We start from the raw sequence: 15,763 nt of genomic DNA, 5'->3' as shown, positions 1-15,763 counted from the left end.
CGAGGCGGCCTTTTAAGTATAAAGAAATGAAGTTATTCTTTAATTACTCGTACAGTTTTAGTTGCACCGTTACTAGTAACCTGAATTAAATACATTCCTGTAGAATAAGTCGAAAGATCAATTACCGCATTTTGAGACGCTGGTTTAAGACTAACAACACGTTGACCACTTAGATTCGTTACAGTAACAGAATCTATGGTATTCACCGCGTTAATATTTACAACATCTATAGTTGGGTTAGGATAATAAGTGAATCCTAATTCCTGAGTATTATCAACGCTAGCTGCTGCGTCAATTTCAAATACTCCTACGTGGAAATCGTAATCTTCAACATCATCAACTGCACCATCAGTTGCGTAAATTGCAAATCTTGTAATTCCACTATAAGCGCTAATATCAATTATCTCTCTAGTACCTGTTACAGCAGGCTGATTTGCCACTGTCCACGTAAATAGAGAAGTCCAAGTCACACCATTATCAGTAGAAACTAATAAATCAACCTGATCATCAGATCCCATTGTATCAGTATCTGTAGCATCAGAGATACCCGAAGTTGTCCAGTTAGTAACGGCCACTTCAATCGTAAGTTCATCATTAGAAGTTCCTGATAAATCAAAATCCTCTGAGATTAGCCATTCCTGATCTATATTTTGGAACAAGTTAAGTGCATTTGAATTTACCACTGTACCATTAATATCTGTATAGGCTCTAGAATCTCTCCAGTCAGAAGTTCCTAATCCTGAAGGACCAGAAGCTATATCACCAGATCCTGCTTCATCCCAACAAGTATTAGGTGCATTTTGAGACATATCTGCCGCATAAGGATATGATGTAACTGGTAAACATGCAGTACTGAAGGTAATTGGGCCTACCCATGTACTAAAGTTACCCATTCCACAATCTGCACGCACATAAACTTCATAACTTGTAGAAGCAGTAAGACCGCTTTCAGTCACGGTAGTTGTTGTTGTAGATGTTCCTGCACCTGTAGGAGCACCAGAACCAGCTATAACTACAACATATTCCCATGCAGTTTCAGATCCACCTGCTGTCCAAGATACATCTGCGGTTGTCGCTGTAATATTAGCAACAGTAATGTTAGACGGAGTTAAACAGCCGTTGAAGTCCTCTACAGCTACATCATCTATAGCTATATCTCCACCAAAAGAAGCACCACGTGTACCTCTAAATCTAACAGAAATCGTAGCACCGTTGTATGCTCCTAATGGAACTATAGCAGTTTGCCAAGCGTCTGTTTGATTTACCTGTTGTTGTCCAACAAGAGTGAACACATCTAAATCCCAACCTGAACCATCATTCACATCAACATGTAATGTATCAAAATCTGGACCCCACATGTGATATGCAAAACTTAATGCTGGATTAGTTAATGCAGTCATGTCTATTAAAGGGGACACTAATTCTGCTTCTGAACCTGCACTTCCTGAAGATGCTTCAGTAAAGAAATAATTAGATCCTGTCGCTGCAGCTGTAGGACCTGTATTAGTTGATCCAGTACCACCTGTACTAACATCCCAAGTGTATCCTGATGTTTGAGGAGTACTCCAACAATTTTCTTCAACAAATGAAGTGGTAACTGTAAAAGACTCAAAACCTTCTGAATATGGAGCTACAAATGCTGAACAAGCCGTGGTAAATGTTCCAGGACCAGTTGCGTTACTTAAAGTTCCTCCACCACAATCTGCAGTAACATAGAATTCATAACAAGTTTCACTTGTTAAACCTGTAATTACAAAATTAGAATTCGTTGTAGCTGTTACTTCAAACACGTTAGGATCGGTAGAAGCCGTTCCCGGTGTAAATCCACAAGGGCCATACTCAACAATCCAAGAAGTAGATGAGCCGTTCTCAGTCCAACTTAAATCCGCACTTGCGTCAGTAACATTTGCTACAGTAAGAACAGATGGATTAGGACATGCAGGTAATTCATCCACTTTAAAATCATCAATAGATATATCACCTTCAAAAGTACCATTTGAAGTAGCTATGAATCTAAATTGAACCGTTTGACCAGCGTAAGCAGTTAGATCAACTAATTGTGGTAACCACGGATCAGCCTGAGCTGTTTGCTGTTGACCTGGACCAACAGTAAAGATATTTGTCCAAGAAGTACCATCATAAATTTCAAGGTCTAGTGTACCTATTTCACCACCGAACATGTGGTAAAAGAACTCTACCGATGGCGTTGTTAATCCTGATAGATCAATCAACGGAGTAACTAAGGTTGCAGTATCTCCTACTGCACCACTTGATGCTTCAGTATAGAAATAATTTGATCCTGTATTTGCATTAAGAGGTCCTGTTCCTGTAGAAGGAGTAGAACCGCTACCATCAACATTCCAATCGTATGCGCTATCAGATGAAGCTGTCCAACAATCATCTTCTACAAAAGATGTGCTTGTTGCCATATTTTCAAATCCGTTGAAATAAGGAGCTGTAAAAGCTGCACAAGTTGTTGTAAATGGTTCAGGGCCTGTGAAAACACTTTCATCACCAGCTCCACATCTAGCTAGCACGTAGAATTCATAATCGGTTTCAGGTGTTAATCCTGTAACCTGAACATTGCTATTTGTCAGTACGTTAACTAATGGAATTGCATAAGTTGCTGGGTCTAATGGGTCAAAACCTACTGGACCTACAACTACGTCCCACTCTGTCTCTGTTGCTCCTGCATCCCAATCAAGGTCTGCAGTAGTGTCTGCAACAGCAACCGTTGATAAATTAGCTGGTTCTAAACAACTAGGCTGTACTTCGTACACAAAGTCGTCAATATACATAGCATCAAATGCTCCAAACGGATTGAATTTAATAGCTACAAATCCACCAGTTGTTATAATACTAGTAAAGTTTACAGTTATCAGTTCATATTGATCATCCGGTAAATCAGCATTGGCAAAAGTTTGAACACTTGTAAAGGTAGAAGAATCAGTAGGGTCAGTCATAACTCCAACTTCAATTCCTCCTGTATCACGATCATAAGCTTGGAATTTAACTCGTTTGTCATTGCTTAAGTCAGAGAATTCTGGAGAAATCCAGAAGATTTCAGTAGCTGCTGGACTACCGCTATACATGTAAATATGTTGCGAACCAGAATTTGCAATGAAGTCTTCAACTTCTACTAGTGCAGCTGTTGTTCCACTACCTACAATTAAATTTGACTCACAGTTATTTAAACCGTCTATTGGGTCTGAATCAAAATCGTTAGCATATGGAGCTGTTAACGGCGCACACCTAGTTGTAAATGAGAAAGGACCTACCCAGTTACTAAATCCACCATTAGGACATGCAGATCTAACATAGTAATCATAGGTTGTATCTGGAGTTAGACCACTAATTAATTCACCTGTATTAGTACTTGTAGTTTGTACTCCCGTAGCACTTGATCCTTGAGTAAATCCAGTTACATCATATTCATATTCCCATGAAGTAGCCGTATCATTTTCATTCCAGAACAAATTAGCTTCAGTAGAAGTAATTGAGTCAGCGTTCAAGTCAGATACGTTAGGACAAGTAGGTAATTCATCAACAGTTACGTCATCGATAGATATATCTCCACCAAACGAAGTTCCTCTCGTTCCTCTAAATCTAATTTGAATAGTCATATTCGCGTAAGCAGATAAATCTACTTGTGCAATCTGCCATGGATCAGCCTGATTAGTCTGTTGTTGTCCAGTAAGTGTGAACACATCTAATATCCAAGTAGAACCATCATTAATATCGATTGCAAGATTATCAAAATCCGGTCCCCACATATGGTAAGCAAATGTCAAGGTAGGTGTAGTAAGTGCAGATAAGTCAATCAAAGGAGAATCTAACTCTGCAACTGCTCCAGTCGTTCCAGAAGAAGCTTCAGTAAAGAAATAATTATTTCCATTGTAAGCTGCTAATGGACCAGTATTCGTAGAACCTGTACCACCAGTACTCACATCCCAAGTATATCCAGTTGTTTGAGGAGTACTCCAGCAGTTTTCTTCTACAAAAGAGGTTGATACTGTAAAAGCTTCAAATCCTTCAAAATAAGGAGCTGCAAACGCTGCACAAGTTGTTTGAAAACTTACTGGACCTGACCAAGAAGAGAATCCAGCAGCCCCAGAACAATCTGTTCTTACGTAAACGTCATAATCGGTAAATGCCGTAAGACCTGTTGCAGTATTTCCTGTTGTTGTTGAAGTTGCTGTACCACTAGTAGTTGCATCAGGTGGTGTACTTCCAGCTGGTACTACAATATATTCAAAATTAGAAGCAGCTGTAGCATTGGTATCATTAAAGTCAATATCTACAGTTGTATCGGTAATATTGGATAATGCTATTTGATTAGGTGGAGAACAAAAGGCTCCACAAGTTTCTATTCTCATTAAATCTATAGCTATATCAGCTGCAAATCCAGTGCTACCAGGAGCTTCTTGACCTGTAATTTGTAAATAAATTGTTTGTCCTAGGTATGCATCAAGATTAACACCTACTGGTGCCCACGGATCAGATCCAGCAGTTTGTAATTGACCTTGCGCAGTAAATACATTAGTCCAAGGACCTGTAGGTGAGTTAGAAACATTTACTTCAAACGTATCCACTTCAGCACCATAAGCAAAATAATAGAAAGATAGTTCAGCACTATCAGTTGCAAAACTTAGATCAATTGCTGGTGAAACTATTTCAGCAACTGTAAATGTTCCACTAGTTTCTAAATACGCGAATCCGCCTCCACTAAAAGGAGCGTCAGGACCTGTGCCTGTAGAAGTTGGTGAAATCGCTCTATTAAAATTCCATAAACCAGCAGTAGTGGTTCCTACTCCTATGTCACCCGTCCAACCATTATCATTGTTTTCAAACTCTTCTTGAAAAGCAAATACATTGTCACCATTAGGACACGTAACTCCTTGAGGTGGTAAAAACGCCGTTCTAAAGGTTGCTGGACCGGTTTGTGTACTTAATGTACCAGAACCACAGTCTGCAACTACGTAGAAATCATAAGCTGTGTTAGGCATTAGACCTGTTAAAGTGAATGGATTTGTACCTGCAGTAACTTCAAATACATTAGGATCTGTTGAAGCTGTACCTGGTGTAAAACCAGTTGGACCATATTCAATTATCCATGATGTTTCTGATCCTTGACTAGTCCAAAGAATTTCAGCATCATTTGCATTTAATACACCTGTACCTAATAAAGCAACTGGTGCACAAGCAGGAGCTTCCTCTATACTGAAGTCATCAATTGCCATATCTCCAGTTGTAAATCCTACTCTGGTAGATACAAATCTTACTTGAATATCTCCAGTATAACCAGCTAAGTTAATGATCGCATTTTCCCATGGATCAGATCCTGAAGTTTGAATTTGTCCAGAAGTCGCAAATAATCCTGTTTGCCAAGCACTTCCATCCCAAACATCAACACTTAAGCTTCCCATATTTGCTCCATATAAGAAATAAGCAAATTGAACAGATGGTTCAGTTAAACCATCTACATTAATAATTGGAGAAAATAATGTTGCAGTATCTCCATCTGAACCTAAAGTTTCAGTAAACATATAATTAGTACCGCTGTTAGCAGCATCAGGTCCAGTTCCCGCTGAAGGTGTTGTACCTGAAGTGGTAACAGCCCATTCATATTGACTGAATGTATTGGTTGAAACAAATTCTGCTGACCAGCAGTTTTCTCTTGAAAAATTTGTTGTACCAGTAAAAGATTCAAAATCTTCCACATAAGGCATGGCAGTTGTAGCAGTCAAAGGAAGACATTGAGTAAAAACTGTTATTTGTTCTGCTGTACTGTAATCTGGTAAATTAGGATCACAAACCTCTCTTACATAAACATCATACTCAGTATCCGGAGTTAAAGAAGTAATTGAGTAATTTGCACTATTTGATGTTACCACGGTACCTTGAGCAGGTGAATCAAATGGAGTGGTAATCGTTCCTACAGGAGCATAATTAATTTCCCATTCTGTTGACCCAGTTTGTCCTGCTGACCATGAAATATCAGCAGAATCTGGACCTACAAAAACGGATTCTAAACTAGAAACCGGAAAACAACTTATTAAAGTACAAGCTTGATACGGTCCAGACCATAAACTTAAATCACCAGCTCCACAGTCAATTTGCACAAAGAAGTCATAGCACGTGTCAGAAGCTAATCCAGTAACATCTGCAAAAGGAGCAGTAAATTGCTGAACAACGGTTCCTTGACCAGTTCCTGGTGTAGTTATCACTCCTTGTAAAGCGTACTCAATATTAACTACCGGATTTGGGTTACCATTTGAATCCCATACAAATGAGATACTATTAGAAGTATTTGTTACAGGAGCAAAGTTTGAAGCAGATGGACAAGATTCTGTTGTTGTAAACGTTACAGGACCTTGACAAGCACTGAAATCTCCACTACCACAATCAGCAATTACATAAACATCATATGATGTAACAGAACTTAAACCTGAAAGCGTTGCTGGATTAGAATTTACAGTAACCTGAGTTCCACCAGAACCACAAGTATAGGGACTAATACCATATTCTATTATCCAAGACGTTTCGCTTCCTCCAGCAGTCCAAGCTATCTCTGCCGAATCAGCGACAACATTTCCTGCCGTTATGTTACTTACAGCTGGACAAGTTGGACAAGTGGCATTACCACTAAAAATAGCCATACCTCCAGAATTGTTAAATCCTGCATCATAGACTAATATTCCTTCAGAATCCAATAATCTAAATGTTCCATCTCCTGGAAATTGTGTTGGTCGATAATCAATAACCAACGCATCTCCGTCATTAACTGTTATGCTGTAAGTCTCAACAGCTGGTGGATTTGCACTACCAGTTTGAATAGCATAAGTGGTGGTTGTTCCGGCCACGGTGACATCAACACCAGTATTTGCCGTAAGGTTACCTCCTGAAACCCAGTCGTTACCGAGGTTGTCGGTAAGTTCTAAGGTATAATTACATTGAGCCGAGACGGCGAATGTAATCAAGAGAGCACTTAGTAATAAGTAAATTTTTCTCATGGGTTAAATTTTGTTAAATTATCCGTTCAAAATAGTGAATTCTCCAAACACATGATAACAGTATCTTAACATATTCGATGTAATCAATATTCAACCGACAAAATGTTATTTATCTAGTAAGCTAATCGATTTTTAATTTCTACTGATAATTACGCTTTCGCGAAAGCATAAAAAAAAGGCCGCACAAGGCGGCCTTCTAATTGAATTAAATTAAATCTATTCTTTAATCACTCGTACAGTTTTTGTAGCTCCATTGCTTGAAACTTGAAGCAAGTACATTCCTGTTGAGTAAGTAGAAAGATCAACCACAGCGTTTTGAGATGCTGGTTTATAACTTACTACTTGCTGACCACTTAGATTTGTTACTACTATGCTATCAATAGTATTTACTGCTGATATGTTAACTATGTCCACCGTTGGGTTAGGATAATAAGTAAATCCTAATTCCTGAGTGTTGTCAACACTTGCAGATGCATCTATTTCAAAAACACCTACATGGAAGTCATAATCTTCAGTATCATCCACAGCACCGTCGGTTGCATATATTGCAAACCTTGTAATACCTGTGTAGGCACTTATGTCTATCGTTTCTCTAGTACCTGTAACAGCTGGCTGATTAGCTAATGTCCAAGTAAAGATTGAACTCCATGTCGCACCATTATCTGTCGATACCATAAGATCTACTTGATCGTCAGATCCCATTGTATCTGTATCAGAAGCTGTAGAAGTTCCAGAAAAAGTCCAGTTGGTAACAGCCACTTCTATCACTAATTCATCATTGGAAGTACCTGATAAGTCAAAATCTTCAGAAATTAGCCATTCTTGATCCACAGATTGATATAAATTCATCGCATTAGAGTTGATCACGTTTCCATTGATGTCGGTATACGCTCTACCATCTCTCCAATCAGAAGCACCAAAATTAGATGGACCACTAGTTATATCACCTGAACCTGCTTCATCCCAACAATTATTAGGAGCATTTTGAGACATATCTGCTGCATAAGGATAACTTGTTACCGGAGAACAGTCTGTTCTAAAGGTTACAGGGCCAATAAAGTTTGTATCACAGTCTGCTCTTACATAAACATCGTATTCTGTATCAGCGCTTAATCCTGATTCTGTATAAGGTATTGAAGTCGCATTACTTGTACCAGCAACCGGTGCAGCGCTACCTTGAGGTAACACAACTACTTCCCATGCCGTAGAAACTGGTATATTATTATCAGTCCAGCTTACTGTAAGACTTGAGGCTGTAGAACTGTCTAATACGATGTTAGATACGTTCACACAAGATGGTCTAGGTATACAGTTATAACTTGCTTCCCAACCAGCAGCAGTTACACTACCGTCTGATGTGAACTCTATTGTAATCGCACCATCCGTATTAAGTCCTTGGAAAACTGCTGGGTTCTCTAAATCAGCTTCTAGCACAGGAGCACTTGTGTCTAATCCGTCATAAATAGTAAGAGTATCACAACAATTCTCTAGATCTACCAATGTAAAGTCTAACTCAACGATGTTAGTGGCAACATCTGGTACGTAAGTAATTGTATAGTTTTCTCCATTTGAGTAATCTCCAGTAGCTCCACCCGTATCGTAAACCGTGTCACCACAAACAGCACTTGTAGTAAAGGTAACTGGACCTTCATAAGGACTTGTGTTTCCAACTGAACATACAGCACGTACATAGACATCATAATCTGTACCTGAAGTTAATGTAGATAATGTGTAAGGATTAGTTGTAACACCAGCATCAGTTGGTGTTCCTGTAGGAGTTGTACCAGCTGGTACTACCTCAATATCCCATTCAGTTTCAGAACCACCATTTGTCCAACTAACCTCTGCTCCAGTAGCTGTAATATTTCCAATAGTAATTGCAGATACTTCTGGACACGAAGGAATGTCTTCGATTACGACATCGTCGATATACATTCTCCAACCATCAGTTCCATTAGGTGGTACTCTCCATGCTATGTAAACATCACCAGTAAAAGATGATAAATCGACTACCTGTTCTTGGTAAGTTGTATTAGAATACAAATTCACAGGCACAATAGTGTTAGTAAAATCTGCTGCTGCATTACCAGTTGTAGATAAAAGTACTTCCATATCATTAGGTTCGTTAGCACTTTGCACTCTATACTGATAAATCAAACGCTGGCCACCAGTAAGTGTAATTGCAGGTGATATCAAGTAATCATCATCTACACCACCATTAAAGTCTGTATTTATTGCAGCTACCTCATCACCTTGGAAGGTGTTGAAAGAGTAATCTAGGTCCCATTGATCTCCATCTCCATTTTCATCTAGAACGGTCCAACATCCTTGAGTAGCACTACTGCTATCAAAGGTTTCGTTAAATGGCACACTAAATGCATTACACGAGGTTCTAAATGATGTTGACACCGACCAAGGGCTAAATCCACCAGATGGACAAGCTGATCTGATATATACATCGTATTCCGTATTATCAATTAATCCAGTTAATGTAAAAGGATTCGTAGTAACGGTTATTAATGTTCCTGTCCCTAATACAAATCCTGCTGGTCCATATTCAACTTCCCAAGAAGTAGCAGTGCCTTGTTCTGTAAAATCTATATCAACAGCATCAGTTGTAATGTTTGATGTATTAATTGCTATAGGCTCGTTACAACTAGGTATCGTTTCAAACCTTACGTTATCTATGTACATAACCCAACCATCAGTACCATTTGGTGGTATTCTGAAAGCAACATAAACATCACCTGAATAAGCAGACAAATCAATAGTTTCTGTCATGTACGTTGTGTTGCTATATTGAGTTACTGGAAGAAGTTGCGTTGTAAAATCTGCAGCATTTGTACCAGTTGTAGAGATAAGAACCTCCATATCATTAGGTTCATTGGCACTACGAACTCTATAATCATATCTCACTCTTTCATTTCCAGTCAATGTAATTGCTGGAGAAATTAGATAATCATCATCAACACCTCCGTTAAAATCAGTGTTCATAGAAGCAGATTCATCTCCTTCACTAGGTGCAAATGTATCATCAAACTGCCATTGATCACCATCACCATTTATGTCTAATACAGTCCAACAATCTTGAGTACTGCTTGTAGAATTAAATGATTCAGTAAATGGAATACTAAAAGCATTACAAGCTGTTCTTGTTAGTACTGCATTAGCAGTCCAACTACTTTGATCTGTTGTTGAACAAATAGCTCTTAAGTAAAAATCATACTCTGTATTGTCAGTAAGACCAGTAACTGTAAATGGATTTGTAGTAGCCGTAACAACTGTTCCAGATCCTTGCCCAGCTCCAGGCGCAGTGTATTCAATTTCCCATTCTGTTTCAGAACCACCAGCCGTCCATGAGAATTCAATCGAATCTGATGAATTAGTTACTGTTGCAAAATTAAAAGGAGTTGGACAAGCCGGAGCTTCTAATAGCTCTATATTATCTATAGCAATGTCTCCTTCAAACGTACCAGCAGAAGTTCCAACGAAAACCAGTTGAACACTTTGACCAGCAAACGCGTTTAATGAAACAAGGAAGTTTTGGAAAGGATCCGTATCAGCTTGTTGTTGTTCTCCAGAAATTGAGAACACACTTGTATCTGTTCCACCTGCTCTAATAAATAATTCAAGCGTTCCTATATCACCTCCAAACATGTGGTAATCAAATGAAACAGCAGGAACTGTTAATGCAGATAGATCATAAATAGGAGAAACTAATTCTGTAGTATCTCCAGCTGAACCGTTGGAACCTTCTGTATAAAAATAATTACCAGTTGTAATTGAAGGAGCTGGTCCAGTTCCACCCGAAGCTGTTAATGTACCAGGTGCTAAAATCCAAACAAATGATCCCGATGAGCTTGCCTCCCAACAGTTTTCAGAGGTAAAAGCATCAGCTGTGCCAGGGAATGTATTTGTTGTTGGCGTAAAACCTGTCTCAAAATCAATAACAGCTGGGGCTGTAAATGGCAAACATAATGTTTGTACACCTATAGGTCCTGTCCATGTACTAAAGTCAGTAGTTGAACAAGCTGCTCTTATATAAAATTCGTAACCTGTATTATCTGTTAATCCAGATACAGTAAATGGATTTGTGGTAGCTGTTACTACAGTACCTGACCCTTGACCTGCACCTGGTGCAGTATATTCTATTTCCCATTCAGTTTCTGTTCCACCATTTGTCCACGCTAATTCAACAGAGTCAGAAGTTACGCTATTTACAACTAAACTAAGTGGTCTCGGACAAGAAGGTGCCTCAACAAAACCTACGTTGTCAATCGCAATATCACCTTCAAATGTTCCAGCTGATGTTGCTTCAAAAACTACTTGAACAGTTTGACCTGCATAAGCCGCTAACGGTAATATTAATGATTCAAATGGATCAGTATCTGAAGTTTGTTGTTCACCTGATATTGAGAAAACATTAGTATCTGTTCCTCCTGTTCTTACGATTACGTCAAGTGTACCTATATCACCACCGAACATGTGATAGTCAAAAGAAACCGCTGGGGCTGTAAGTCCAGAAAGATCAACCTGAGGTGAAACTAATGTAGTAGTATCACCTGCTGTTCCACTCGAAGCTTCTGTATAAAAATAATTACCTGTAGTAACTGATGGGGCTGGACCTGTTCCTCCTGATGCTGTTAAAGTACCTGGAGCTAAAACCCAAACAAAATTTGCCGAAGAACTAGCTTCCCAACAATTTTCATTAGTAAATGCATCTCCAGCTGATGGAAACGTATTTGTTGTAGGCGTAAAACCTGTTTCGAAATCAACTGTTAAAGGAGAAGAAAACGGCAAACATAATGTGGTAAAAGACACTAATTCCCAACTACTGAAATCAGGTAAATTAGGATCACAAATACCACGTACATAAACTTCATAGACAGTTGCATCAGTCAATCCTGACAGTGAGGTTGATGATGTGGTAGGATTAGGAGAAACGGTTGTTCCTTGCCCTGTACCTGGATTAGTTATAACTCCGGCCACAGCCCATTCAACTTCCCATTCCGTCTCTACTCCACCGGCAGTCCATGAAATATCAGCACTTGTAGTTTGTATATTACTAGTTGTAAGGCCTGTTACTACAGGACAAGATATCGCTGTTGTAGCCACATAAGGTCCAGACCAACTACTTAAATCTCCATTTCCACAATCAATTTGAACCCAAAATTCATATTCAGTATCTGACATTAATCCACTAACAATCGCAAGTGGAGCAGTAAATTGCTGTTCTTGTTGACCTTGACCGGTACCAGGAGTTGTAATAGTTCCTGTTGGAGCATAATTAACATTAAATGTAGGATTACTATTACCCCTTGCGTCCCAAGTAAATTGTATTTCAAACGCACTTTCAGTAATAGGTACAAAAGCTCCAGGAGCAGGACAAGATTCCGTCGTAGTACCTTGTATAGGTCCTTGACTGTTACTTATATCAGTTCCAGGTGTACAAACTGCTCTTACATAAAAATCGTAAGTTGTTTCTGAAGTTAATCCAGGAACCGTGAAAGGATTTGAAGTTGCAGAAACTACAGTACCTCCAGATCCTACAGTATATGGACTCACTCCGAATTCTATTTCCCATTCTGACTCTGAACCTCCATTTGTCCAGCCTAATTCTATCGAATCGGCAGCTGCATTGTTAACCACAAGTGCAGTTACTACGGGACAAGTTGGACAACTCGCAGGAGCCGCATATAACGCCGTTCCTCCAGGATTGTTAAATCCAGCATCATAAAGAACAATACCTTCAGAATCTAATAATCTAAACGTACCGTCTCCTGGAAAACTTGTAGGACGATAGTCCACGTTTACCGCGTCTCCTGTATTTACAGTAATGTTATACGTTTCGGTTACTGGAGTCCCAGCATTACCGGTTTGGATTTGGAATGTGGTTGTTACACCTGCAACGGTGACATCCACACCCGTGTTAGCCGTAAGATTCGCCCCAGAAACCCAATCATTACCTAGATTATCGGTAAGTTCTAGAACATAATCACACTGGCTGTAGCCGACTATACTAAATAGAAAAGCTACTAGAACAAGTAATTTTGTTTTCATGTTAAGTTTGATTTTAATTTGTCTGCACAAGATACTATTTAACTTTCACTTAACAATTATCTAACATGTTATCTTTTTTAACTTTTTATTAAAAACCTCCTCAATATTCAAAAAAAAAGCCTCGCTACTGCGAGGCTCCTATAATTAGGTATTGTTTTGTTAAAATTTCTCAATCACTTCTTGGCTTACACCAGTATTTGAGAAGCCACCATCGTGAAATAAATTTTGCATGGTTACTTTTTTAGTATAATCAGAAAATAAAGTCACTGTATATTCGGCACAATCTTGAGCAGTAGCGTTACCCAAAGGGCTCATTTTTTCAGCATAGCTCAAGAATCCTTCAAAACCTTTAACTCCACTACCAGCTGTAGTTGGTGTAGGTGACTGTGAAATCGTATTTACTCTTACTTTCTTTTCTTTACCAAAGAAATATCCAAAACTTCTAGCAATTGACTCTAAATATGCTTTATTATCTGCCATATCGTTGTAATCTGGGAATGTACGTTGAGCAGCCATATAGGTAAGTGCAACAATACTGCCCCATTCATTCATTGCATCATTTTTATGCAACGTTTGTAATACTTTATGAAATGATAATGCACTTACATCCCATCCCTTTTCCGTGTAATTGTAGTTCTGATCTGTATAATGATTTCCTTTTCTTACATTAACACTCATACCTATTGAGTGAAGAACAAAATCTAATTTACCTCCTAAAATCTCAACCGACTCAGTTATCAATTTCTCTAAATCTTCTAAATTTGTTGCATCAGCTGGGATAATCTGACTTCCTGTTTGTTCTGCCAATTTATTTATTTGCCCCATACGCATCGCGACAGGAGCATTAGTCAAAACAAAAGTTGCTCCTTCTTCATGAGCTAATTGAGCTGTTTTCCAAGCTATCGAATTTTCATCTAACGCACCGAAGATTATTCCGCGCTTTCCTTTAAGTAAGTTGTAAGACATAATTTTTGATTAGGTGGCAAATATAAGATTATTGCAAAAGTACTCTTGCATTTTCTCGTGCTGCATCAGAAATTTTTCCGCCGCTTAACATTTGTGCAATTTCTTCAATTCTAGCAGAAGCATCTAATTTGCTTATATTACTAATAGTTTTTTCGTTATCAATTTTTTTCTCAACCAATAAGTGTTCGTGACCTCTTGCAGCAATTTGTGGTAAATGAGTTATGGCTATAACCTGCATAGACTCACTCATCACCTGCATGATAGATGCCATTTTTTCGGCAATTGCACCACTCACTCCAGTATCAATCTCATCAAATATTATAGTTGGTAATTTTTTATTCACTGCCAGTTGTGATTTAATAGCAAGCATTACTCTAGATAACTCTCCACCACTAGCTGCTTTTTCAATAGGCTTCAAAGTTGATCCCATATTTGCAGTAAATAATAAGCCTACTACATCTTTACCTAAGTTGTGGAAGCTATCAGATGATTCAACTTTACAGTTTAATTGCGCATGTGGCATCCCTAAAGATTGTATTTGACTATCCAACTTCTTCTCCAAAGAATCTTTATACATGATTCTCATTCCCATTAATTCGCTAGATAGCTCCGTGCATTGATCGTGCTTTTCACTTAATAGTTTATTGAGTTCTGTTTTTCTCTTATCTAAACTCGATGTTTCTAACACTTTAGCGGCGAGCTCATCTCTAATCACTATAAGCTCAGAAATTGAATCAGTTTGGTGTTTTTTAAATAAATTTTGAATAGTGTTGAGAGTTTCATCAATCTCGGCAAGCCTTGAAGGGTCTGCCTCTATATTATCAAATTCTCTTTCTAAGGTTTCAACAATATCCTCAAGCTCCACTAACGTTGAACTAAGTCTTTGATCAATTTCACTATATAAAGACGAGAATCTTTTGATCCCAGAAATGGCTGCAATAGAAGATCGTAATTGTTCCACGACACCATGATCATCTTCATTAACGATCTTAAACGCCATTCCCAACCCTTCTTTTATTGACTCAACATTACCCAGTTGCTCTTGCTCTTCTTCAAGTAACTCTAGGTCAATACTTTCTAAATTGAAGTCTTCTAACTCACCAAGTAAAAAGATATTATAATCATTTTCTTTGATCAAGTTGTGCTCCTTTTCTTCAAGAGTTTTTAATTCCCGTTTCAAAGATTTAAATTCTGTAAATGACCTTTGATAATCACTCAACACCTTTAAAAATGATCGCTTTTTATTTTTAGTTTCAAATGCAACATGAGCATCTAACACCTCTCTTTGAAAGGAATCTCTAATTAAATCACGAGTATCATGTTGAGAGTGTATATCAATCAAGTATCCACCTAGTTGCTGTAGTACAGATAAGGTAACTGGCAAATCATTAACAAAAGCACGACTCTTGCCTGACGGCAGTATTATTCTTCTTAAAATAGTATGATTTTCATGATCGAGATCAAGATCCTCAAAAACTTTTTTTAAATCTAATGATGATAAATTAAAATGAGCTTCAACGACACATTTTGAATCAGAATCACGCACCACACTTAAGTCAGCGCGTTGACCTAGTATAAGACCAAGTGCACCTAGAACTATTGATTTTCCCGCACCCGTCTCTCCAGTAATAGTTGTAAGGCCAGTTGACACATCCAAATCTAGATGTTCAATCAAGGCAAAATTCTGTATATGTATAGAGGTAAGCAACTTACTTTAAACGATT

At 38.3% G+C, this 15,763-nt stretch carries 4 protein-coding genes; all 4 read right to left on the bottom strand.

The features are described from left to right. Positions 1-32: 32 nt before the first annotated feature. The 4 genes from I5168_RS08240 to recN all read right to left on the bottom strand — a co-directional run bounded on the left by I5168_RS08240 (position 33) and on the right by recN (position 15,747). Positions 33-7,013, bottom strand: a complete 6,981-nt coding sequence (locus I5168_RS08240) for a fibronectin type III domain-containing protein (RefSeq protein ID WP_431471475.1) — start codon at positions 7,011-7,013, stop codon at positions 33-35. 216 nt (positions 7,014-7,229) lie between these two features. After that, a complete protein-coding gene (locus I5168_RS08235; protein ID WP_431471474.1) occupies positions 7,230-13,073 on the bottom strand; it encodes a choice-of-anchor J domain-containing protein in 5,844 nt (1,947 codons plus the stop codon). 159 nt (positions 13,074-13,232) lie between these two features. Beyond that, entirely contained in the window at positions 13,233-14,039 is an 807-nt protein-coding gene (locus tag I5168_RS08230) for an enoyl-ACP reductase FabI (protein ID WP_042280378.1), read from the bottom strand. Between the two features lie 28 nt (positions 14,040-14,067). Next, positions 14,068-15,747 (bottom strand): DNA repair protein RecN, encoded by a 1,680-nt coding sequence (gene recN / locus I5168_RS08225; protein ID WP_431471473.1) that lies wholly within the window; start codon positions 15,745-15,747, stop codon positions 14,068-14,070. Positions 15,748-15,763: the final 16 nt, after the last annotated feature.

Source organism: Nonlabens sp. SCSIO 43208, assembly GCF_050703575.1.
In the GTDB taxonomy this organism is placed as follows: Bacteria; Bacteroidota; Bacteroidia; order Flavobacteriales; family Flavobacteriaceae; genus Nonlabens; species Nonlabens tegetincola.
Note: the sequence above shows the minus strand (reverse complement) of the source record. Positions and strands in the feature narration are given on the sequence as shown.